The 20,740-nt window shown below is 74.1% G+C and carries 20 protein-coding genes; 10 read left to right on the plus strand and 10 right to left on the minus strand.

Going from position 1 to position 20,740, the window contains the following annotated elements; translation table 11 throughout:
• Positions 1 to 230: 230 nt before the first annotated feature.
• A complete protein-coding gene (locus ACIP4P_RS06980; RefSeq protein WP_400915545.1) occupies positions 231 to 419 on the minus strand; it encodes a hypothetical protein in 189 nt (62 codons plus the stop codon).
• On the opposite strand from ACIP4P_RS06980, the gene ACIP4P_RS06985 reads away from it, so the two are divergent.
• The gene (locus tag ACIP4P_RS06985; protein WP_400915546.1) at positions 409 to 975 is read left to right on the plus strand and encodes a carbonic anhydrase; all 567 of its coding nucleotides are present in this window, start codon (positions 409 to 411) and stop codon (positions 973 to 975) included. The genes ACIP4P_RS06980 and ACIP4P_RS06985 overlap by 11 nt on opposite strands.
• Before the next feature lie 55 nt (positions 976 to 1,030).
• Here ACIP4P_RS06985 and ACIP4P_RS06990 read toward each other — a convergent pair whose 3' ends face one another.
• From ACIP4P_RS06990 to ACIP4P_RS07000, 3 genes are all read right to left on the minus strand, one after another.
• Positions 1,031 to 1,492 carry a hypothetical protein gene (locus ACIP4P_RS06990; protein ID WP_400915548.1) on the minus strand — a complete coding sequence of 154 codons (462 nt, stop codon included), beginning with the start codon at positions 1,490 to 1,492 and terminating at the stop codon, positions 1,031 to 1,033.
• 138 nt (positions 1,493 to 1,630) lie between these two features.
• Positions 1,631 to 2,047 carry an FHA domain-containing protein gene (locus tag ACIP4P_RS06995; protein WP_400915550.1) on the minus strand — a complete coding sequence of 139 codons (417 nt, stop codon included), beginning with the start codon at positions 2,045 to 2,047 and terminating at the stop codon, positions 1,631 to 1,633.
• Between the two features lie 115 nt (positions 2,048 to 2,162).
• Positions 2,163 to 2,621, minus strand: a complete 459-nt coding sequence (locus ACIP4P_RS07000; protein WP_400915552.1) for a hypothetical protein — start codon at positions 2,619 to 2,621, stop codon at positions 2,163 to 2,165.
• Positions 2,622 to 2,977: 356 nt separating this feature from the next.
• Here ACIP4P_RS07000 and ACIP4P_RS07005 point away from each other — a divergent pair, with 356 nt between their 5' ends.
• The gene (locus tag ACIP4P_RS07005) at positions 2,978 to 4,294 is read left to right on the plus strand and encodes a TIM44-like domain-containing protein (RefSeq protein ID WP_400915554.1); all 1,317 of its coding nucleotides are present in this window, start codon (positions 2,978 to 2,980) and stop codon (positions 4,292 to 4,294) included.
• Between the two features lie 174 nt (positions 4,295 to 4,468).
• On the opposite strand, the gene ACIP4P_RS07010 is transcribed toward ACIP4P_RS07005, so the two are convergent.
• On the minus strand, positions 4,469 to 5,947 hold the full coding sequence (locus tag ACIP4P_RS07010) for a hypothetical protein (RefSeq protein WP_400915556.1): 1,479 nt from the start codon (positions 5,945 to 5,947) through the stop codon (positions 4,469 to 4,471).
• Between the two features lie 186 nt (positions 5,948 to 6,133).
• The gene (locus ACIP4P_RS07015) at positions 6,134 to 6,931 is read right to left on the minus strand and encodes an AAA family ATPase (protein ID WP_400915558.1); all 798 of its coding nucleotides are present in this window, start codon (positions 6,929 to 6,931) and stop codon (positions 6,134 to 6,136) included.
• Between the two features lie 489 nt (positions 6,932 to 7,420).
• On the opposite strand from ACIP4P_RS07015, the gene ACIP4P_RS07020 reads away from it, so the two are divergent.
• From ACIP4P_RS07020 to ACIP4P_RS07035, 4 genes are all read left to right on the plus strand, one after another.
• Positions 7,421 to 7,729: a hypothetical protein gene (locus ACIP4P_RS07020; protein ID WP_400915559.1), complete on the plus strand. Its 309-nt coding sequence runs from the start codon at positions 7,421 to 7,423 to the stop codon at positions 7,727 to 7,729.
• Between the two features lie 316 nt (positions 7,730 to 8,045).
• Entirely contained in the window at positions 8,046 to 8,345 is a 300-nt protein-coding gene (locus ACIP4P_RS07025) for a hypothetical protein (RefSeq protein WP_400915561.1), read from the plus strand.
• Between the two features lie 78 nt (positions 8,346 to 8,423).
• Positions 8,424 to 9,395 carry a phosphotransferase family protein gene (locus ACIP4P_RS07030; protein ID WP_400915563.1) on the plus strand — a complete coding sequence of 324 codons (972 nt, stop codon included), beginning with the start codon at positions 8,424 to 8,426 and terminating at the stop codon, positions 9,393 to 9,395.
• Positions 9,396 to 9,414: 19 nt separating this feature from the next.
• Entirely contained in the window at positions 9,415 to 9,738 is a 324-nt protein-coding gene (locus ACIP4P_RS07035) for a hypothetical protein (RefSeq protein WP_400915565.1), read from the plus strand.
• A 56-nt stretch (positions 9,739 to 9,794) separates the two neighbouring features.
• Here the strand turns inward: ACIP4P_RS07035 and ACIP4P_RS07040 are convergent, their stop codons facing one another.
• Entirely contained in the window at positions 9,795 to 10,907 is a 1,113-nt protein-coding gene (locus ACIP4P_RS07040) for an FAD-dependent oxidoreductase (RefSeq protein ID WP_400915566.1), read from the minus strand.
• Positions 10,908 to 10,968: 61 nt separating this feature from the next.
• Here ACIP4P_RS07040 and ACIP4P_RS07045 point away from each other — a divergent pair, with 61 nt between their 5' ends.
• Entirely contained in the window at positions 10,969 to 11,406 is a 438-nt protein-coding gene (locus ACIP4P_RS07045) for a MarR family winged helix-turn-helix transcriptional regulator (RefSeq protein WP_400915568.1), read from the plus strand.
• Between the two features lie 43 nt (positions 11,407 to 11,449).
• Here the strand turns inward: ACIP4P_RS07045 and ACIP4P_RS07050 are convergent, their stop codons facing one another.
• Entirely contained in the window at positions 11,450 to 12,727 is a 1,278-nt protein-coding gene (locus tag ACIP4P_RS07050) for an MFS transporter (RefSeq protein WP_400915570.1), read from the minus strand.
• 188 nt (positions 12,728 to 12,915) lie between these two features.
• Between ACIP4P_RS07050 and ACIP4P_RS07055 the strand changes: the two genes are divergently transcribed.
• From ACIP4P_RS07055 to ACIP4P_RS07065, 3 genes are all read left to right on the plus strand, one after another.
• Positions 12,916 to 13,128 (plus strand): hypothetical protein, encoded by a 213-nt coding sequence (locus ACIP4P_RS07055; protein WP_350512461.1) that lies wholly within the window; start codon positions 12,916 to 12,918, stop codon positions 13,126 to 13,128.
• Positions 13,129 to 13,440: 312 nt separating this feature from the next.
• A complete protein-coding gene (locus ACIP4P_RS07060) occupies positions 13,441 to 14,580 on the plus strand; it encodes a hypothetical protein (RefSeq protein ID WP_400915572.1) in 1,140 nt (379 codons plus the stop codon).
• Between the two features lie 82 nt (positions 14,581 to 14,662).
• Positions 14,663 to 15,001 (plus strand): cyclic-phosphate processing receiver domain-containing protein, encoded by a 339-nt coding sequence (locus ACIP4P_RS07065; protein WP_400915574.1) that lies wholly within the window; start codon positions 14,663 to 14,665, stop codon positions 14,999 to 15,001.
• A gap of 101 nt (positions 15,002 to 15,102) precedes the next feature.
• On the opposite strand, the gene ACIP4P_RS07070 is transcribed toward ACIP4P_RS07065, so the two are convergent.
• Together ACIP4P_RS07070 and ACIP4P_RS07075 are read right to left on the minus strand one after the other, a co-directional pair.
• Positions 15,103 to 17,223 carry an FG-GAP-like repeat-containing protein gene (locus ACIP4P_RS07070; RefSeq protein WP_400915576.1) on the minus strand — a complete coding sequence of 707 codons (2,121 nt, stop codon included), beginning with the start codon at positions 17,221 to 17,223 and terminating at the stop codon, positions 15,103 to 15,105.
• Between the two features lie 297 nt (positions 17,224 to 17,520).
• Positions 17,521 to 20,355 (minus strand): AAA family ATPase, encoded by a 2,835-nt coding sequence (locus tag ACIP4P_RS07075; protein WP_400915578.1) that lies wholly within the window; start codon positions 20,353 to 20,355, stop codon positions 17,521 to 17,523.
• Between the last annotated feature and the right edge of the window lie 385 nt (positions 20,356 to 20,740).

Below are 20,740 nucleotides of genomic sequence, written 5' to 3' on the forward strand. Positions count from 1 at the left end.
CACCCCTGGCCGCCACCGCCACCGTCCTCGCCCCGGCCGGGCGTTGCTCCGTCCGGCCGGGGCCCCGGGGTCCTGTGGGCCGTCCGCAGCAATGTGCCCCGCACCCGCTCGTGCCTGCCGCCACGGCACCCGCCCCGGGCCGAACAATCGGCCTGGTCCGCACCCAGGGACGCTTCCGAGCGGCAGTGAGCATTGACCAGTGAGGGGAACGCAGCGATGGACGGAACCGGTCACCCGAGTCGTCGGGCACTGCTCGCGGGCGGGCTGGTGAGCGCCGCGTTCGCGCTCACCGGATGCACGACGACGAGGGCGGACTCCCCCGCCTCGCCGTCGTCTTCGCCGTCATCTTCACCATCGTCGACGCCGCAAGCACGGCCGACCACGCCCGCCGCCGCGTTCAACAGGCTGATGGACGGCAACAAGCGCTGGGTCAGCGGAGACCTGCAGCACCCCGACCGGGACCCGGACCGGCGTCAGCTGGTGGCCCAGGAGCAGGAGCCGTTCGGGTCGGTCCTCTCCTGCATCGACTCGCGGGTCCCGCCCGAGCTCCTCTTCGACACCGGCCTCGGCGACCTGTACGTGATGCGCACGGGCGGTGAGGCGGTCGGCCCGGTCGTCACCGGGTCCGTCGAGTACGGGCCCGTGACGAGTGGCACCCCCCTGATCGTCGTCCTCGGGTACCAGCGCTGCGGCGCGGTCAAGGCGGCGTACGGATCCTTCCGTGACGGCAAGCCGCTGCCCGGCAACCTGGAGGCGATCGCCCAGGCCCTGCGGCCCGCGTACGACCAGGCGGTCCGGGAGGGCGGCGCCGACCCGGTCGAGACGATGTCCCGCGCCCAGGTCACCCTGACCGCCGCCGACCTGCGCACCAACTCCGACCTGGCCCCGCTGGTGGCGAAGGGCGCCCTGGCCGTCGTCGGCGCCTACTACTCGCTGGACACCGGCGTGGTGGAGGTCCTGTCCGGGGCACCCTGACCGTGCCGCAACGCTGGTGTCAGCGGTGCCAGTTGTGTCAGATGTGTCAGATGTGTCAGCTGACGAAGATCCGGTGCGGGGCGTCCGTGGCGGCGAACTGGTTGCGCTCCACGTGGACGCCCGGATAGGCCTTCGCCGAGCTGCGCACGCCGAAGCTGAAGAGCACGGCCATCAGGCCGCTCACGCCCGACAGACCGGGCACCGCGCCGCCACCGCCGATCAGGCAGGCGATGACCACCAGGGCGATCCCCACCGCGAGCAGTAGCCAGCCGAGCGTGCCGCGGGTCCGCTGCTTCTGCAGGGCGGTCGGCTCGGACTCCAGCACGACCCTGACGGGCGCCCGGCAGTCCCCGCAGAGTGCTTCGAGGACGACGGACCCGGACTCCGGCCGCCGGCTCTCGCCGAGCGGGAACAGGTGCCACTGCGAGTGGTAGGTCGTGCTCCGCACCCCCTCGGTGCGGGTCATGCTCGCCCGGTGCCCCAGGCGGAACCGTGCGACGTCGGTGGGCACGCTCATTGATCTCGCTCCGTCTCCCCCTGCGCGGTCCCCCGTCCGTCCGCGCGAGCCGCGATGCTAACAAATGGACGTGTACACGAAAAGGCCCCTGAGCCCGGGGCCCGGGACCCGAGGCCCGGGCCCCGGGAGACCCACTCGTCAGCGCGGCACCGTACGCACCGTGATGGTGGTCCACACGCCCAGGTGAATGCGGTCTCCGTCCCGGAGCCCGATCGGCCGCCTGAGTTCGACCTCGTCGCCGGAGCCGTTCATGAACGTGCCGTTCGCCGTCTCCTGCGCGATCAGCACCAGGCTGCCGTCGTCCTGCTGCTGCAGGTGCCCGTGGTGGTAGCCCACCCCCGGATCGAGGGCGAGGTCGATCTCCGGCGGCACCCGGTGGCGTCCCGACAGGCTCCTGCCGATCGAGAACCGGCCCTCACCCGTGATCGGGATGCGCCGCACCGACCGGTCCGCCGGGAAGTCGGGAATCCGGTACTCCGCCCCGTACAGCGCGAGGTTCCTGCGGTAGTACGCCTGGTCGGCGTGGACCTCCACGACCCACCTCTGCTCCCGCATCGGCGTGCTCCCTCCCGGCCCCGATCGCTCGATCTCCGCCGGAGACGCGCACGACCCGCCGCTCGGTTGCGGGAGATCGGCGTCGGGGACGCGGCCGGCGGCCGGCCGCCGAGGGTCAGGCGGAGCCGCCGTGCGGGCGGGCGGCCGCTGCGGCGCGGGCCGGGGCGGCCGGGGCGGCGGCGTGTTGCGGCCACCAGCCCGACAGCGCGGCGGTCACGATCAGGATGAGGGCGATGATCGTGAGCCGGATGCCGCTGTGCAGCCGTCCGCGGGCTTGGGCGAGCGCGAGCGGGCTGACGCCGGAGCCGCCACCGCTGATCGGATAGGCGACTCGGCCGACGGTGAGGATCGCCAGGCACGCGATGACGAGCGCGATCACGGCCAGTGACGCGGAGAGCCACTGGACCGAGGCGGGTGCCGCACCGCCGGTGGGGCGCAGAACGCCGCAGATGCCGACGAAGCCCAGGACGCCGACCTGGATGGTGTGCCAGCCGCGCGCCGACCCGGCCAGCCCCTCCAACGTGTCTGTGCCCGGCGTCGGCTGGGGATCGGTGGAACCCGTCGGTTGTGTCATCGGACCCTTCCTCCGTCACGCTCTCTCCGCCGCCGGGCCGGACGCCAGGCGGCCTGCCGTGCTCCTCCCATCGTCGGAGGCGGCAGGTGGCGGCGGCAGCCGCCGCGTGAGGGAACGGCCCGGTCATCGGAGTGAACGGCCGGGCCGGCCATCCGATCGGCCGTCGTTCGTCGTGGAGCGCAGTGCCGCTTCGACGGCCTCCGGTGCGCGGGGCGGCGGGGTGCGGGGACGGTCTCGGCGGCCTCCAAGCCGTCCGCATATCCCCGGCTTGTACGCTTATCTGGAAGATCTGTGGTTCGTGGAGGGAGGGCCCCGTGCGCGTCCGCCGGTGGATTGGTGTGATCGCGGGAGCCGTCGTGCTGAGCAGCCCGACGGTCGCCTACGCCCGCGGTGGCGGCGGCGGTCACGGGTTCGGCGGCGGCGGGGGCCACGGTGGTGGTGGCGGTGGCGGCCACGGGGCCGGCTTCCACGGGGGCGGCGGGGGCGGAGTCGGCTTCGGCACCGGCTTCGGGACGGGTTTCGGCGCCGGTGGCGGTGGCGGTGGGCTCATCGCCCTGCTGGTGATCGTGGCCGTGATCCTGCTGATCCTGTGGATCAGGTCCCGGCGCCGCAAGGCGGCGCTGGCGGGCGAGCTGAACACCGTCTCGGACCGCACCGCGCACCGCTCCGACGCGCAGGCGCGCGAACGCGCCGCCCAGGTCTCGGCCCGGGTCGACGCCATCGCCGACACCGACGCGACCTTCGAGCGCTCGGCGCTGGAGCGCCGTGCCGTGTGGCTGTACACGACCGCCCAGCGGGCCTGGACCGGACACGACCACACCACGCTGCAGCAGATCCTGTCCCCGGTGCTGTACGGCAAGTGGGCCGAGGAGCTGCGCGACTACGAGTCGCGCGGCGAGGTCAACGTGGTGGAGATCGTCGACGGCCCGGCGGTCGAGCTGGTCCACGTCGCCAACCGGGCGGGCGAGCTGAACGACACCGTCACCTTCCGGATCACCGCGACGCTGCGCGACTACGTACGCCGCGGCGACGGCCGGCAGGCCGTGCGCAAGGACGGCTCGACCCGCCCGGTCGAGTACTGGACGCTGCGCAAGAGCCCGTCCGGCGAGTGGATCGTGTCCTCGATCGAGCAGGCCGCCGAGGGAGCGCACCGCCTGAGCAGCGACATCGAGACCGACGGCTGGGACCAGAAGGAGGTCGCCCGGGACGCGGTGCTCGAAGTCGCGCAGAGGAGCACCGTCACGGGGGCCAGCGACGTCCTCTCCCTCACCAACATCTCGTGGAGCACGGACGCCGACGCCGCCGCCGGCGATCTGAGCGTCCTCGACGGCCGCTTCGACCGGGCGGTCCTCGAAGTCGCCGTCGAGCGCTTCCTTGAGGAGTGGGTGATGAACGACGGCAGCCTCGACTTCACCCCCGTCCGCACGGCCCGCCGGACCGTCCTGCGCGAGGCCGCCATCACGTCGATCACGGTGCGCTCGCTGGTCTCCCGCGAGCCGATCGTCTTCCGCGTCGCGGTCGACGCGCAGGGCGTCTACTACGAGGTCGACCGCCGCACCGAACAGGTGCTGCGCGGCGACGCGCGCAAGCGCCGGCCGCTCGCCTTCACCTTCGACCTGCGGCTGGACGCCGCCTCGGCCGGCTGGACCGTGGTCGCCACCGACACCCAGTAGCCGCGCCCCGCTCCCGCCACTGCGGCACGGGACGACGCGGTGCGGCAACTGGCGGACGACCGGCAGGACAAGGCCGACGCGCAGGACCGGTTCGACAACGAATGCACGGGCCTCGGCGGCCCGGGCAGCTGAGCGGTACCGGGGCGGGTCGGCCGGGCCCGGGCAGTGTGACGGCTACAGGCCTGCCCGGGTCAGCAGCCGCTCCATGCTGCCGAGGGGCAGGAACGGCGAGGCGGCCGCGGCCTCCGCGACGTGCTCCGAGGAGTCGGCGAGCAGGCGGTGCAGGGACGGCAGCGGAAGGTTGGGGTGGGGTGCGACCACACGGCGGACCCGGTCCTCGGGGTCGGCGGCCAGCTGCTCGGCGAGCTCCGGGGGCAGTTCCGGGTCGCGGGGCGCGAGGGAGCGCAGCCGGGGCTCGGGGTCGGTGGCGAAGCGGCGCAGGGTCTCTTGGGGGAACGTCAGGACCTGCTCCTTGTCCCACCAGAAGGTGAACTTGTCCCGTCGGCGGTAGCGGCGCTCGATGGACTCGGCGGTCGCGTGGTCCACCAGGTGCGGGGCGGTGGAGGCCATGGTGAGGCGGACCGACTGCTCCTCGTCGTGGAGCAGTCGGGCCACCGCGTCGGCGGGAAGGTCCTTGCTGCCGGCCGCCGAGGCGCGGAAGCCGACGTAGGGCGAGTCGACGTGCGGCAGCGGGTCGGCCGTCACCCACGGCAGCCGCAGGATCCGTAGTTCCGTGGGCGCGAAGGCGTTCAGGAGGCACTGCACGACGGTTTCCTCGTCGGCGTCGGGGTCCAGGTCCGGGTCGTCGGCCGCTGGCGCGAGCTCGTGGACCGAGGCGTGGATCCGGGCCCGCGTCTGCTCCGGCGTGTCGGGCCGGGCGAAGACCTTCACCCGGACGTTCAGGGCCGGATCGACGGCGAGGGCCTCACGGACCGACGGCGGCAGGTCGGGATGCCGGGCGAGCTCCGCGCGCACGTCGCCGTCCGGGTCGTCGGCAAGGCGCCGGAGGGTCTCCGCGTCGAGCGCGGCGTGGATCACCGCGCCCGCCCGGGTCACCGGGTCCGCGAGCAGGGCCGGCAGCAGGTCCGCGGGCGGTACCGGATGCGGGTGGTGCGGGGAGGTGGTGGCGCAGGCCGCGGCGCGGACGGTCGCCTCGGGGTCGGTCAGCAGGGTCCGGCGCACCGCTTCCGGCGCCTGGGTCCAGTGCTTCGCCAGTGCCGCGCGGACCGCGGGGTCGGGGTCGGCGGCGAGGCGGGCCCGGAGGTCCGGCGGCGTGCCCCGGTTCTGGGCCAGGCTTTCGCGGACCTTCGACTCGGGGTCGTCGATGAGCAGCTCGAACATCCGCCGCGGCGCGGTCGCGGCGCGGCCGGCGAGCGCGGACCGGATCCCCTCGTCCGGATGGGCCGCCAGGAGGATGCGGAACCGGTCCGGCAGCCGGTCGTTGAGGGCCAGGCTGTGCAGGAGCCAGTGGTCGTCGGTGGCGACGATCTCGTCGATCATGGACTCGGTGAGGTCCGGGCGCTTGGCGACCAGTCCCCAGCCGTGCTGCCGGGCGAACATCCGCCGGATCAGGGGGGCCGGCAGTGCGGGGTTCCTCGCCAGCCCGTCCAGCACGTTGTCGAGGTGGACCGGGGTCGGGGTGTCGGCGTCCATGCGGCCAGGATGCCAGGCACACATGACCACCCGTCGGGCCGGGGTCCCGGCTCGGCCCCGGTCCGGTGGGTGGCCGCCGTCGGTGGGTGGGCGCCGTGCGCGGGTGCGGTGGTCGGGGCCGCGGTGGTCGGGGCTGCGGTTACGGGGTGATGCCGGTGCACCGTCCTCGCGGGGATCGGTTCGCCGTCAGACCGGGCGGCGGCCGTCCGGCGGGGCAGGCGGCAGCGGGTCCTCGTCGCCGAACAGGTCGCGCAGGAAGCGGTCGGGCCGGTTCACGAACGCGCGGGTCAGCGCCACGGGTTCGGCCTGGTCGTACCCCACGTGCTCGATGGTGCCGTCGGCCTCCAGCTGCAGGATCCGGGCGCCCGGGTAGGCGAGCAGGATCGGCGAGTGCGTCGCGACCACGAACTGGCTTCCCTGGGCGAGGAGTTCGCGCATCCTGACCATCAGCGCCAGGCAGCCCTGCACGGAGAGCGCCGCCTCCGGCTCGTCGAGGACGTAGAGGCCCTGCGGCCCGAAGCGGTGGATCGCGAGGTCCAGGAACGACTGGCCGTGGGAGCGTTCGTGCGGGGACCGGCCGCCGTAGGCCGGCAGCAGTGGGGTCGGTCCTTCACGGTCCAGGCGTTCGATCTCGGTGGCGACGTTGTAGAAGCTCTCCGCGCGCAGGAAGTAGCCGGTGCGCGGGCGCCGGTTCCAGCGCAGCACCAGGTGCGCCCCCAGGCTGGACTCACTGGACCGGGTGGCGAAGCGGAACGACGTCGAGCCGCCCTCGGCGTTGAATCCGGCGGCCGTGGCGAGCGCCTCGATCAGGGTGGACTTGCCCGAGCCGTTGTCCCCGACCAGGAACGTCACCCCGGGGTCGAAGTCGATCCGCCCCGCCCCCATGAGGCGGGTGACCACGGGCAGGTCGAAGGGGTACCCCCGGGCCTCGGGGTCCGCCTCGACCTGGAGACTGCGCAGGAACCCCGGGGCGAAGATGCTCATCGGGCGATCCTAGGTCCGGGCACCGACACTCCCCCGGTGGTGCGGCCGGGCCCCGGGGATCCCGGCCGCCCCCGCGCTCTTCGTCCACAGCATCTTCACCTGGGGCAGCGACCTCCGAGTCGGCCACTGTCCTGTCATTCGCCGTCCCATTGGATCCGATATTCCGCCTTTTTGACGATTGCGAGGCAATGGTAATTCCTTTGCCAGAACTTGGGATTCCATTATGATCGACCCGCTGGCCGTTGAACCGTCGGTTCCTACCCGAACCAACCCTGTCCGGGGGGACGAACATGTATTCACCACGTACGCGTCGAGGGGCGGTCGGCCTGACGGCGGCCGCCGGGGTGAAACCGACCTAGCTGACAGAAAGGCGCGACGACCGTGCCATTCCCCCACCCGACCACCGTCACGACCGGCGCCCGTATAGCGGTCGTCGCCACCCGGGTCGTCTTGGTCGCCGAGCTCCTCGTGAGCCTGTGGAGCGCCGTCATGCTGTGGACGCTGCGCGACCTGTCCTACCTGGACGACGACGGCACCGACCTCTTCCGGCTCCGGGTGGCGGCCTGGCCCGCCCTGGCCGTGCTCTGGGCGGGGTTCTGCGGGTGGACTGCCGTCGCCTCCCTCCGCCGCCGCACCGATGGGCCCGGCCCGGCGCACCTGTTCACCGCTGCCGCGGTGGCACACCTGCTGGGCTCGGCCTGGACGGCCGCGCAGGGGGCCTGGCCGTTCGCGACCGGCCTCCTCGCCCTCGCTGCCCTGCTGCTGGCTGCGGGCCGCGCGTTCCGGCCGGCCCGCTGAGGCTCGTGAACCTCCGGTCCGGGCAGCGCCTGGCCGTCCAGGGCGCGGGCCGGAACAATGGCGAGAACGTCATCCGGTGGCCCTGCGGTGAGAACGCCGACCACAGACGGACCAGGTGACCGCCCGAGCACCTGGGAGCGGCCCAACGGTCGTACACGGTAGGGGTTTTGGCCCCGTCGACCATCGCGGAAGCAGTGTCGAACATTTGTAGGAATTCGTGGTGCCTGTGTGGCTCCTGTGTGGGAGCATCGGGGCCGCGGGCGGATCAACGCCCGTGCGGGACTTTGCCACCGGCTTCGAGACAAGGATCTGACACATGATCAATCCGCTCAAGCGTGCTCTCGTGACCGCCGTCGCCTCGGGGACCCTGCTGCTGACGGTCGGCGCCCTGCCGGCCAGCGCCCACAGCGCGGTCACCGGGCAGGCCACGTACACGGGCTACGGCTTCGGTGCCTCCGACATCGGGGCCGCCATGGCCGCGCGGGCCGGCGCCTTCCGCAACGGCGTGAACGCGGGTTACACCGTCGCCCAGTGCCACCTGTCCTTCGGCCCGATGACCATGAGGATCGGCACGTACCTCTGGCGCTCCGTCGCCCAGGTCACCTGTAACGCCTGAGGCAGCGCGCGTCCCGGCGGTGTCGCACCGCCGGGACGCGGTACCACCGGGACGCGGTCCGGACGATGAGGTGGCACGGTGACCGATCACGACGAGGCGGCGGCTGTCCGGCCGTTGACACTGGCCTGGGTGAACCGGCACCTGGCGGCCGGCGAGCGGGTCGTCGGCGCCGAGGCGCTGCACGGCGGCGCCACCGCCGACATGCGGAAACTGACCGTCGGCACGCGGGACGGCGGCACCCGGCTGCTGGTGCTGCGCTCCTTCGTCGACCCGACCCGCCAGGGGCCGGCCGAGGAGCTCCTGCACCGGGAGGCCGACGCCCTGACCACGCTCACCGGCGGCGGCGTACCGGCTCCCGGCCTCGTGGCCGTCGATCCGACCGCCGAGCACTGCGAGTACCCCTCGCTGCTCATGACCCACCTGCCGGGCCGGCCGGTCCTCGACGACGAGGGCCTGGAGACGCGCCTGCCCCTGCTGGCCCGTCAGCTGGTGGCGGTCCACGCGGTGCGGCCCGCCGTCCGGCCCCGGGAGTACGTGGCGCTGTCGACCGCCGACACGGCCGTGACCCCCGAGGGCGCGGACCCTGCGGTCTGGACCGCCGCGACCGACGTGATCCGCAGGCCCGCACCGCGCTACCAAGGACGCTTCCTGCACCGGGACTTCCAGCCCGGCAACGTGCTGTTCGACCTGCCGCCCGAGGATCCGGCCGGGGCCGCCGGGGCCCGGATCAGCGGCGTCGTCGACTGGGCGGCGGCCTCCTGGGGCCCGGCCGACCTCGACGTGGCGCACTGCTCCACCAACCTCGCGCTGCTGCACGGCCCGGCGTGGGGCCTGCGCTTCACCGAGGCGTACCAGGAGGCCGGCGGGACGCTGGCCACGGCCGCGGACGAGCGGCGGTACTGGCAGGTGCGCTCGCCCCTGGCGTTCTCGGAGGAGGTGCAGTGGGTGGCGCAGCCGTGGCGGCAGGCAGGCCGGACCGAGTTGACGACCCGGGCGGTGGAGGAGCGGCTGGACGCCTATGTCACCGCCCTGATGGACGCGCCGGGCTGAGCCGGGAGAGGATGCTCCGATGGCGAACTGGACCCGGATCTGGACGATGACCCACACCAACTTCCGTGCGACCGACCGGGTCGAGCGGTGGACCGCGCGCGCGACCTGGGCGGTGCTGACCGCGACGGCCTGGCTGGCGGTGATGTTCACGACCATCTTCGGGGCCGAGGTCGCCGGGGTTCCCATGGGCACCGTGACGTGGCTGGCGATCGTCCTGTCGCTGGCGGTGCCCGCCGTGTCGTGGGCCGCCGTCACCTCCGGGCCGGACGGGCGCGCCGGGACGCCGGCGTTGACCCTGCTCCTCCTGGTGGCGGCCGCCGTGCTCGTCGTCGCCTTCGTCTGATTCGTCTGATTCGTCTGATCAGAAGCGCGGGGCCGGGGGCACGTGGGGGGCGGGTGTCACCCGCGCGAGTTCCGGACGGCCGCGGCGACCGCGGCGAAGCCGTGGTCGAGCATCTGGGCCTCATAGGAGCGGACCGCCTCCAACAGGGGTGCACCCGTGAGGAGTCGGGAGGCGAGCAGCCCCGCGTCGTGGAGCGCGACGCCCGCACTGATCCCGGCCGGCGGCATCGGGTGCGCCGCGTCGCCGACCAGGGTGACCGGGACGGGTGCCGACGGCCCCGGTGCGGGGCGTTCGGAGACCTGGATGCCCGCGGGCACCAGGTGCCCGGGCTCGCTCAGTTCGACCAGCGCGCCCAGTGCGGGGTGCCAGTCGGCGAGGGCGGTCGTCGCCAGCTCCAGCAGGTCGGCGGCGCCGAGTTCGAAGAGGTCGGGGCCGAGGGCGGCGGCCGGGGCGGTCAGGGCCCACATGAGGTAGTCGTCCGCCGACGGCAGCCCGAAGTCGGCCGGGTTGCGGCGGAAGCGCTGCGCGGCCAGGGCGAGGCCGCGGCCGCCGGGGCCGATCACGCTCAGGAACCCTTCGAGGGCCGGCGGCGGTACCAGGCGGCGGGCACGGGCGGTCAGCGGCGTACGGCCGTAGATCAGCCGGGCGTCCTGGTCGGTGACCGGGAAGTCGGGCAGCAGTTGGCGGCGGACCCCGGAGTTGGCGCCGTCGGTGGCGACCAGCAGGTCTCCCTCGGCGGTGGAGCCGTCGGTGAGGTGAACGCGCACCGTCCCGTCGTCCAGCAGCCGGTAGCGGGAGAAGCCGGCGCCGAAGCTGGTCGCGTCCGCCAGGTCCCGCAGCATGATCCGGCGCAGGGTGAGCCGGTCGACGGTGATGCCCGCGGTGCCCGGGAGGAGCTCGATCCGGGTGAACTCCCGCAGGTCGGGGCCGGTGGTGCTGACACCGCCGCCGGGTCGGCAGGAGGTGGCGAGGGCCTGCTCGTAGTCCCGGGCGGGCAGCCACCGGCGCAGGGCCGCGTCGCCGTCGCCGCTGATGTGGATCCGGTACCCCTGGGCCCGGGCGTCGACGGCCGCGTCCCGTTCGAAGAGTCGGACGTCGTGGCCGTGTCGGCGCAGGGCGTGGGCGAGGCAGGGGCCGGCCAGGCCCGCGCCGATGATCAGGACGCGCACATCAGCCTCCTGAGCTGAGATCGTCTCATCTGAGACTGTCTCAGACGCTAGCATGTTGGTCATGGAGACTCAACGGGTCGACCCGGCCGCCCTCGGACTGCTCATCTACCGCGCCCACCAACTCGCCCGCGCCCGGGCCAACGAGGCGGCCCGGCCGACCGGCATCGAGCTGCAGCACGCCGGCGTCCTGACCGCCGTCCGCGACGGCCGGGCCCGCAGCCAGCGCGAACTGGGCGCCGCCCTCGGCATCGACAAGTCCACCCTGGTGCGGATCGTCGACGACCTGGAGCGGCGCGGCCTGCTGCGCCGACAGCGGGCCGCACAGGACCGTCGGGCGTACGAGATCCTGATCACCGAGGCAGGCGAACGGCACCTGGCGGAGGCGAGCGAGCTGTTCCGCGGCGCCATGGGGGAACTGCTGGAGGCCGCCCTCGACGCCGACCAGCAGCACCAACTCCAGCAGCTGCTGGCCCGGTTCGTCGCCCAGGCCCCGGCCTGAGCGGGGCGCACCCGTACCGGACGGCCGGTCCGGGTGCGCCCGCTCAGGCGTCGAGTTGCCGGGACCGTCCGGCCCACCGGACCACGAACGGCATCGCCAGGCCCGCCGCGACGAAGACGCCGCCCATGACCAGCCAGCCGGGGGCGCCCCAGCCCAGGCAGAGCAGGCCGAGCAGGACCGGGGCGACGGTGTAGCAGAGGCCCATGCCGATGCCGAACACCCCGGAGTACTGCCCCTGCGCGTGCGCGGGGGCCAACCGGAAGCGCAGCTCCATCGACCCGGCCGCGTGCCACAACGACCCCACGGTGTGGACGGCGACGCCGGCCGTCATGACCGCCGCGGCGACCGGGCCCGGCAGGCCCGAGGCCGTCGCGATGACCGCCATGCCGACCAGGAACGCCAGCCCGGCCCGCCGGGTGGCCCGGCCGGCGACCCGGCCGCCCTTGATCCCGCGACTGGTGCGGATCTGCAGCAGGACCACCAGCACGGTGTTCACGGCGAGCGCGACGCCGGTGAACCAGCGCGGTGCATGGGTGTGCAGGACCACCCACAGCGGCAGGGCGTAGGTCACCACCTCGCCCTGGATCCACAGGATGCCGTCCAGCACGACGAACGCCAGGTACGGCCCGTCCCGGAGCGCCGGCCAGCGGTCCGACCCGGTCGGGGCGGGCAACGGCTCCAGCCCGGGCACCCGGAGCACAACGGCCGCGCAGCCGAGGAAGGTCAGGGCATTGGCGACGATGAGCGCGCGGTAGGCGGAGCCGGAGTCGAGCTGGATCACCGCACCGGCGGCCAGCGCGCCGAAGGTGCTCGCCAGGAACGCGGTCGAGCGCAGGTAGGAGCGGAACCTCGGCACGTCGTCACCGCCGAACCGGCGGATCATCGGGCCGCGCGCCGCGCCCCCCGAGGCGCCGGCCAGGTCGGTCACCGCCATGGCCGCCGTGAACGCCGTGAACGAGTGGGCGAACAACAGCGACACCATCGACACCGCCTGGATCAGCAGGGTGACCAGGAAGACGCCGCGCGGGCCACGGCGGTCGGCCAGGTGCCCGACGGGCGGGCCCGCGAGCAGGCCGACCACTCCCGCGACCCCGAGACCGAGGCCGACCTGCCCGATCGGCAGGCCGATCACCCGCAGCGCGTACAGCGGCGCCGTGGCCAGGAAGGCCGCGGTGCCGAGCTGGTTGACGAAACCGCCGAGGGCCAGGCCCCGCTGGGGGCCGGACTCCGGGAGCAGCCCCCGTCGTACCGGCCAGGACCGACGGTCCGGGGCAGTGGCCTCCCGAAGGCCGTCGGGAGGCAGCGTGCCGGTCCGACTCACGTGGGGCTCCTGGGCGTTGGTCGTGGCTGGGCGGGGACGCGCCCCCGGTCCTCGGACCAGGGCTTCGAGATCATCCCAGGACCGGCCGCATCCCAGATTTCTGGGATGGAACGACGTCAACCCCTCGGGACAGAATCGGCGCATACCGAAGCACCCCCCACGAACCAACCCGAAGGGATGTGCCTTTGTTGACCCGTCTCTCCCGTTCCCTCGCCGTACTCGCGGTGTCGGCGACCGCTGTGATCGGTGGCATCGCCACCGCCCCCACCGCGTCCGCCGCCAACAGGTGCGACGTGGAGTACACCGTGGCGTACTACACCTACAAGCAGCTCGGCTACCCCGACCTGGAGGCCCTGATGCACGCGGAGAAGAGCTACGGCCTCTGCCAGGTCAACGGCTGACCCGGCTGCCTCCGGAGCCCTCCGGGGCCGACGGCCGGCCGCGGTGCGACACCGCGGCCGGCCGTTCTGCTGAGCGGGTACGGAAAAGGGGAGGCGCGGCGTCGGGGGCCGGGGCTATGCTGCCGGCGTGGCCGTCGTAGCGATCTCTCGCCGATTTACCGGCCCCCTGGCCCCCGAAGGGCGCCGCAGGGGTCGGACTTCGCCACGTCTCCGGAGCTGAGTCGGCCGACCCCACGCGCGGTCGGGCCCAGGGGCTGGGGGGTGTCGCAACCCCTTCACCACCCCGTCACCGCTCTGGGCCAGGAGGCCGACATGACCGCCCATCTCTCCGCCGATCAGCTTGCCCGCGACCTGTCCGTCCGGGACCTCACGGACCCCGCCGCCGGACCGCACGCCCTCCAACTCGTCCTCGGCCGGGCCGTCCAGGCGCTGGCGGACCGCTGGGGCTGCGAGGTCCGCTGGTGGCGCGGCGAGCGCACGGTCAGCGTCGAGGACAACTACGACAACCTCGGCTACCGCCCGGACGACGTCACCCGCGACGCCCGCTACACCCGTTACGTCGACGACCGGCGCATGCTGCGCAGCCACTCCAGCGCGCTCGTCCCGGGGGCGCTGCGGGCGCTGGCCTCGGCTACCGGTGCGGACGCCGAGGCGGCCGACGACGTGCTGCTGGTCTGCCCCGGGCTGGTCTACCGCCGGGACAGCATCGACCGGCTGCACACCGGGACCCCGCACCAGGTGGACCTGTGGCGCCTCACCCGCCGCCCGGCCCCGCTGACCACCGCCGACCTGGGTGAGATGGTCACGACCCTGGTCGAGGGGCTGCTCCCCGGGGCGACGCACCGTCACGAGGACCGCGTCCACCCGTACACCCTCGACGGCCGGCAGGTGGACGTGGACCGCGACGGCGAGTGGATCGAGGTCGCGGAGTGCGGCCTGGCGCACCCTCGGGTGCTCGAACGGGCCGGGCTGGACGCCTCGTGGAGCGGCCTCGCGCTCGGCATGGGACTGGACCGCGTGCTGATGCTGCTCAAGGGCATCCCGGACATCCGGATCCTGCGCTCGGCCGAACCCTCCATCGCCGCCCAACTGACCGACCTGGCGCCCTACCGGGCGGTCTCCGCGATGCCCGCCGTCCGCCGGGACCTGTCCGTCGCCGTCGACCGCGACGACCTGGCCGAGGACCTCGGCGACCGGGTCCGCGACGCCCTCGGCGCCGACGCCGACTGCGTGGAGTCCGTCGAGATCCTCGGCCGGACGCCCTGCGCCGACCTCCCGCCGCAGGCCCTGGCCCGGCTCGGGGCCCGCCCGGACCAGAACAACCTCCTCCTCCAGGTCACCCTGCGGCACCTGGACCGCACCCTCACCGACCGCGAGGCCAACCTGCTGCGCGACCGCGTCTACGCCGCCGTCCACCGCGGCAGCGCCCACCAGTGGGCGACGGCCGGCTGACCCGAACCGCGGCCGGTGCCCTCGCGATGGGGGCGCCGGCCGCTCGGGGTTTTCCCGTTGACGCCGCTGAAATGATGATCGTATGTACGAGTCCACCTCCACTCCACAGCCCGTCATCCTCGGCATCGACGACCTCCGGCCGCTCCCCAGGGCCACCCGGATCGCCCGCACCAGCCGTGAAGGCATCCGGCTCCTGGAGGAGCACCGCGACCGCTACATCGACGAACTCTGGCTCGACCACGACCTCGGCGGCGAGGACGACATCCTGCCCGTGGTGACCCTGCTGGAGGAGGCCGCCTTCAGCGGACGGCCCTTCCGGATCGGTACGGTCTTCGTCCACAGCGCCAACCCGATCGGCGCCGCCAGGGTCGTCCAGGCGCTCGCCCGCTGGGACTACGAGGTGCGGCGGGCGACGGCCTGATGCGGTGACCGCACCGGTTCGCCGCAGCCGCGCCCGCAGCCGCGTCCAGGAGGGGTCGTCCGCCGGGGCGGCAGACCCCTCCTCGACGCGTGCCGTCGGGCCTACCAGCCGCTGGTGAGGCGCAGCGGGCGGGAGAACGACGCGTTCCCGGTGTTGGCCCATTCGTTCAGCACGCCGGTGGCGTCGTTGCGGGCGATCAGGTGGGCGCGGCCGGTGCCGTAGAAGGTGCCGGCGGTGGTCTGGGAGAAGGCTCCCCAGCCGCCGGTGAGCAGGGTCTTCTCCCCGAAGCCGCCGTCCCCGTTGCCCGGCCACAGGTACAGGTTCCCGGTCGAGTCCTCACGGGCCACCAGGTCCGCATGACCGGTACCGCGGAAGTCACCGGCCGTGGTCTGGGAGAAGCCTCCCCAGCCGTTGGTCAGCTGGGTCTTCTCCCCGAAACTGCCGTCCCCGTTGCCCGGCCACAGGTACAGGTTCCCGGTCGAGTCCTCACGGGCCACCAGGTCCGCATGACCGGTACCGCGGAAGTCACCGGCGGTCGTCTGGGAGAAGCCTCCCCAGCCGCCGGTGAGCAGGGTCTTCTCCCCGAAACTGCCGTCCCCGTTGCCCGGCCACAGGTACAGGTTCCCCGTGGAGTCCTGACGGGCGACCAGGTCGGCGCGGCCGGTGCCGTGGAAGTTTCCGGCGGTGGTCTGGGAGAAGCCTTCCCAGCCGCCGGTGAGGTCGACGGGGTCGCCGAAGCTGCCGTCGCCGTAGCCGGGCCATTCGACGAGGTGGCCGGTGGCATCGTTGCGGGCGATCAGGTCGCTGACGCCGTTGCCGTGGAAGGCGCCGGCCGTGGTCTGCGAGTAGTTCAGGGTCAGCCCGGCCGGGGCGGGCCCGGTGGCGATGGAGTCCGCGATCGCCTGGGCGGCGTTGTCGTTGTAGTGGAGGTGGTCGTCGCCGTGGTTGTAGTAGCCGGCGAACAGCGCGCTCGGGTTGAGCGGGTCGCGCAGGGTCCGGTCGAAGTCGTAGTAGCCGTCGATGTCCGTCGTGCCGCGGAGGTAGGCGTTCAGGCACTGGCGCGTCTGTTCGCCGGCCGCGGTCCAGCCGCCGTAGCCCTGGTACGGCGGGATGGTGGCGACCGTCAGCTTGAGTCCGGCCGCGTGGGCGCGCGAGGCCAGTTGCCGGATGCCCGCTTCGAGGGCGGTGTCCGAGGCGTTGTTCATGACGATGTCGTTGATGCCCTCGTAGAGGATGACGCGCTTCGCCCCGGACTGGGACAGGACGTCCCGGTCGAAGCGGCTAAGCGCGCTCTGGCCGAAGCCCGCGAGGGGGACGGTGGCGTCGGTGAGGAGTTGGTTGCCTGAGATGCCCTTGTTGACGATGCCCATCGGCCTCGGGCCGAGGCGCAGGACCCGGCCCAGGTCGTCGGTCCAGCGGCTGTTGGTGTCGTAGCTGGTGTGTCCGCCGTCGACCTGGGAGTCGCCGAGGGCCACCACCGTTCCGCCGCTGCCCGCCGCGGTGACGTCGAGCCCGCTGAGGTAGGCCCACTGGCTGATGGCGTTCGGGAGGTTCGTGCCCGCCCGGTCGAGGGTGTGGTCGGCGCCGTCGCCGGCCGCGGAGGTGTAGGAGGTGGTGAGGGTGTAGGAGTGGAACGGTGCCGTCGTCACCCCGTTCGGGAGCCAGATGCTGACCAGGAGGTTCTGGTCCCCGCCGACCGGGAAGTTCGCGGCGTCGCTGTAGACCTCGCCGCCGGCGGGGATGACGGTCTGCTGGGCGCCACCGAAGGTGAGGCCGACCGGGGCCGCCGTGGCGGAGGAGCCCGAGCTCTGCGCCGCGACGGTGACGTGGCCGATCGTCACCGGGTCCGGGCTGAAGGTGTTCACCAGGTGGATCCGCGTGCTGCTGCCGCCGATGCTCGTGTGGACGACCATCCGGAGCGTCTGCCGGCCGGTCACCCCCGAGCCGGCGGACGTCTCTCCCGACCCCATGGCGGTACCCCAGCTGCCGGTCCACCCGGACGCCGACGGCGCCGCCGCGAGCGGTGCGTTGGGTGCGAGCGGTTCGTTGGGTGCGAGCGGTGTGCGCGGTGCCGGGGCCGTGCCGCAGCCGGCCGCCGTCGCCTGCACGGTGAGGGCCGCCGGCGCCAGGAGCCCGGCGGTGAACACCGTCGCGGCCAGCGCGGCCCTGCGGACGCCTCGACGGCGGCCGGGCTGCTCGGCGAGGGTGGCGTTCTGTTGCATGACTGTCTCTGTTTCCTAGGGAGTTGAAGGGGGCCACGGGTCGCCGCGGCCGGTTCCGGGGCTGTCCCGACCACCGCCAGGGGAAGCACCACCTTCGCTGCCGCCGGAGGCCGCCTGCCATCGTGGGCGACCACGATTTCGGTTCTGCGTACTGCCCGCCGATCGGCTGGGGCCGGCGGCTCGGACGGCTCGTGGTGGCTGGGCCGTGGCCCTCGCCATGCGGCCCGCGCACGGTGCCGGGGCCGGGGCCGGGGCCGGGGCCGGGGCCGCGCGCCGACTACCAACCGCCAACCGCCGCTATCGCACCTCCTCCAGGGCGTACGCCAGGTCCGCGCGGCGCCGGATGCCGAGCTTGCGGTAGCAGTGCGTGAGGTGGGTCTCCACCGTGCGCACGGCGATGTGCAGCAGCGTGGCGATCTCCCCGTTGCCGTGCCCGGTCGCGGCCATCTGCGCGACCCGCAGTTCGCCGGCGGTGAGCGCGCCGACCCCGGTGTGGTCGGTCCGCTGCGGCCTGGCGCCGCACTCCCGCAGGCTTGCGGCCACCGTCGCGCGGGGTGTCGCGGCCCCCAGCCGCTCGGCCTCCTGCGCGGCTTCCCGCAGCACCCCGCGGGCGCGCCGGTGGCGACCGGCGCCGTTCAGCGCCTTTCCCAGCGAGACGAGCGCGGGGACCGACTCCGGCACCGGCTGCGCCGAGCCGCGCAGCACCTCCACCGCCTGCTCGGCGAGTTCCAGACCGCGCAGGCCGCCGAGGCACACCGCCAGGGCCCGCATCGCCCTGCCGACGGCCCGCGGGGTTCCCCAGACCTGGGCGAGCCGCAGCTCCTGGGCCGCGAGCGGCACGGCCAGTTCGGGGGCGCCCAGCGCCACGTGGCAGTCGGCGGCGGCGGACCGCCACGGCGTCACCACCGGGCTCTCGACCTCGCGGGCGGACTGCCGCCGTCCGCACTCCAGGAGGCTGCCGAGGGCCCCGCGCGGATCGCCCGAGGCCGCGAGCAACAGTCCACGCGCGTAGAGGAATTCGTTCCACTCCCAGGACCCGTACGGTCCGCCGGCGCCGATCGCGTCGGCGAGGCGCCGGGCCTCGGCCAACCGCCCGGTCTCGGTCAGCGCGATCAGGGCCTGGGCACGCAGGTGGAGGGTCCCCAGCCGCGGCCGGGGGCCGTCCGGCGCGGGCACCCGCAGCAGCGTGGTGTCCGTGAGCAGGGCGCCGTACCGGCCGCGCGGCACCTGACCGCGCGCCCGGACGTCCAGCAGGCGCTGGTGGCCGGGGTGCAGCGGCTGCGGCCGTCCGGCGGCGAGCCCCCGGGCCACCAGACGGTCGGCCTCCTGCCACTGGTCCGCGCGCTGGGCCAGGTCGGCGGCGGAGGCCAGGAGGTACGGTTCGAGCAGCGGCTCCACTGGGACGGCCGTCCACGACCGGACCCGTTCCATGACCTGGTCCGCCGACAACAGCCCGGCCGCCGCCGCGTGTTCGGTGAGCAGGGCGTGCGCCGTCGGGACGAGGCCCTCCGGCGACCGCTGCTCCGCCTGCCTGAGCTCCGCCACCACCCGCAGCCAGCTGTCGCCGTCGTGCGCGGCGAACAGCGCCGTCGCCGCCTGCAGCGCGTGCCCGAGCTCCGTGGAGTCCGTGCGGCCGTCCGACACGTCCCGCAGCACGTCCAGGGCGGCGTGCACCTCATCACGGGCGGTCAGCGCCGCGCCGAGGGCGGTGGCGGCCCGCACCTTCCCGCCGGGGCTCCGCTCCAGGCGCAGCGCCTGCGCCAGGTACCGGACGCCGCAGGCCCGTTCGGCCCGTTCCTCCAGTCGGCCGAGTTCGCCGAGTACGGTGCTGCGGCGGTCGGCGGGCAGGGGTTCTTCCAGCGCCCGCCGCAGGCAGGCCGTGGCCTGCTCCGACCGCCCGGCGCGGACCGCCCGGCCGGCCGAGGCGATCAGGGAGTCGGCGGCCCAGGTCGCGCCCACGGCGGGGATCGTCAGCAGCTGCCGCACCACCGCGTCCTCCGCGTCGCCGCGGTGGTGCAGGAGTTCCGCGGCGCGGCGGCGCAGCGCCACCCGCTGGCGCCGGCCGCAGGAGGCGCGGACCGCGTCGCGCAGCAGGGGATGGGCGAAGGTCCACCGGCCGGCCGTCCCGCCGCACCGGAGCATGCCTTGGCGGGCCAGCTCGGCGGTCCAGCCCGGGAGGCGGTCGGGGTCCGCGCCGGTCAGCTCCGCCAGGAGTGCCAGGGCGTCCTCCTCGTCCTCCAGTTCGGCCAGGGTCCGGGCCGCGTCGGCCGTCCGCGCACCGGCGCTGCGCAGCCAGCGGGCCACCGCGCCGGTGTAGCCGCCCGGGTACAACTCCGCGCCGGTCGACGGCAGTTCGGTGGGGCCGGCCCCGGCGGCGGTCTCCCGCAGGTCGGCCAGCAGCGCGCCCAGCAGCAGCGGGTTGCCGCCGCTCGCCCGGAAGCAGTCCTGGGCCAGGGAGTGCGGTGCGCCGTCCCCCAGGGCCGCGCGGACCAGGGCGGCGCAGGCCGGCGGACTGAGCGGCCGCAGCGTGCACACCTCGGCGGTGGGCTGCCCGGGGGCGTCGGCGAAGCCGGGGGACGGCGGGGACAGGTCGTACTGCCACCGCTCGGTGACCACCAGCAGGACGGGGAGCCGGTCCAGTCGGCGTGCCACCTGGGCGAGCCAGCGGCGCGAGGGCGGGTCCGCAAGGTGGACGTCGTCGACGGCCAGCAGGACCGGTCCCGCCGCGGCGCTCGACCGCAGGGACCGCCACAGGCGGGACGGCAGGTCGATGCCGTGCAGCGAGCCGTCCCACCGGTCGGCGCCGATGACGGGCGCGAGCGGGGTGGGCTGGCCTTGGAGTGCGGTGTCGAAGAGCTGCACCAGCACGCCGAAGGGGACGTCCGACTCCTGGTCGGAGCTCCGGGCGTGGAGCACGACCGTCCCGTGCGACCGCTGCTCGCGGACCACGGCGTCGAGGAGCGCGGTGCGGCCGGAGCCGGTCCCGCCCCGGATCACCGCCGTGCCTCCGGTACCCGCGCCGGCCCGGGCGAACAGCCCCCGGAGGCGGGCCAGGGAGTCCTCGCGTTCCCGCAGACAGTCGGGGCGCTCGGGGCGGACGAGGGCGAGGGCGTGGACGGTGGCGGTGGGCAACTCGGTCCTCCTGGGATGTCGGGGTGTGGTGGGTGGTGTCCCTCGACCGACCGACCGACCGGCCGACCGGCCGACCGACCGACCGGCCGGTGCGGGCGGATCGCCGCCGTCGCCCCGGGGAGCCGGCGCTGCATGGGAGTGGTCGACCTGCGTGGGGTACCCGACGTGGTCGGCGTACCGCACCGCTTCGTGGCACTCGACGCCGGGTGCCCGAGGTGTCACGGGCCGGCGGTCCAGGACGCGGCCGGAGTGAGCCTGTCAGCTGCGGATAAGCGCTTGATCAACAACGGGTAAGCGCAGGTGGGAGCCGGTCGGCGGCGGGTGGCACTCCGTCAGGTGCCTCGAAGGCGGCGCCGGACACCGGGTGTCCGGCGGCGGTCCGCGA

Source organism: Kitasatospora sp. NPDC089509 (genome assembly GCF_044749365.1).
Lineage (GTDB): Bacteria > Actinomycetota > Actinomycetes > Streptomycetales > Streptomycetaceae > Kitasatospora.

Excerpts from the sequence above, each read along its gene's own strand:
- ACIP4P_RS07025 (WP_400915561.1), top strand. The coding sequence starts at position 8,046 with ATGATCAATCCGCTCAAGCGTGCTCTCGTGACCGCCGTCGCCTCGGGG.
- ACIP4P_RS07045 (WP_400915568.1), top strand. The coding sequence starts at position 10,969 with ATGGAGACTCAACGGGTCGACCCGGCCGCCCTCGGACTGCTCATCTAC.
- ACIP4P_RS07065 (WP_400915574.1), top strand. The coding sequence starts at position 14,663 with ATGTACGAGTCCACCTCCACTCCACAGCCCGTCATCCTCGGCATCGAC.
- ACIP4P_RS07060 (WP_400915572.1), top strand. The coding sequence starts at position 13,441 with ATGACCGCCCATCTCTCCGCCGATCAGCTTGCCCGCGACCTGTCCGTC.
- ACIP4P_RS06985 (WP_400915546.1), top strand. The coding sequence starts at position 409 with ATGGACGGCAACAAGCGCTGGGTCAGCGGAGACCTGCAGCACCCCGAC.
- ACIP4P_RS07070 (WP_400915576.1), bottom strand. The coding sequence starts at position 17,223 with ATGCAACAGAACGCCACCCTCGCCGAGCAGCCCGGCCGCCGTCGAGGC.
- ACIP4P_RS07010 (WP_400915556.1), bottom strand. The coding sequence starts at position 5,947 with ATGGACGCCGACACCCCGACCCCGGTCCACCTCGACAACGTGCTGGAC.
- ACIP4P_RS07015 (WP_400915558.1), bottom strand. The coding sequence starts at position 6,931 with ATGAGCATCTTCGCCCCGGGGTTCCTGCGCAGTCTCCAGGTCGAGGCG.
- ACIP4P_RS07000 (WP_400915552.1), bottom strand. The coding sequence starts at position 2,621 with ATGACACAACCGACGGGTTCCACCGATCCCCAGCCGACGCCGGGCACA.
- ACIP4P_RS06995 (WP_400915550.1), bottom strand. The coding sequence starts at position 2,047 with ATGCGGGAGCAGAGGTGGGTCGTGGAGGTCCACGCCGACCAGGCGTAC.
- ACIP4P_RS07035 (WP_400915565.1), top strand. The coding sequence starts at position 9,415 with ATGGCGAACTGGACCCGGATCTGGACGATGACCCACACCAACTTCCGT.
- ACIP4P_RS06990 (WP_400915548.1), bottom strand. The coding sequence starts at position 1,492 with ATGAGCGTGCCCACCGACGTCGCACGGTTCCGCCTGGGGCACCGGGCG.
- ACIP4P_RS07020 (WP_400915559.1), top strand. The coding sequence starts at position 7,421 with ATGCTGTGGACGCTGCGCGACCTGTCCTACCTGGACGACGACGGCACC.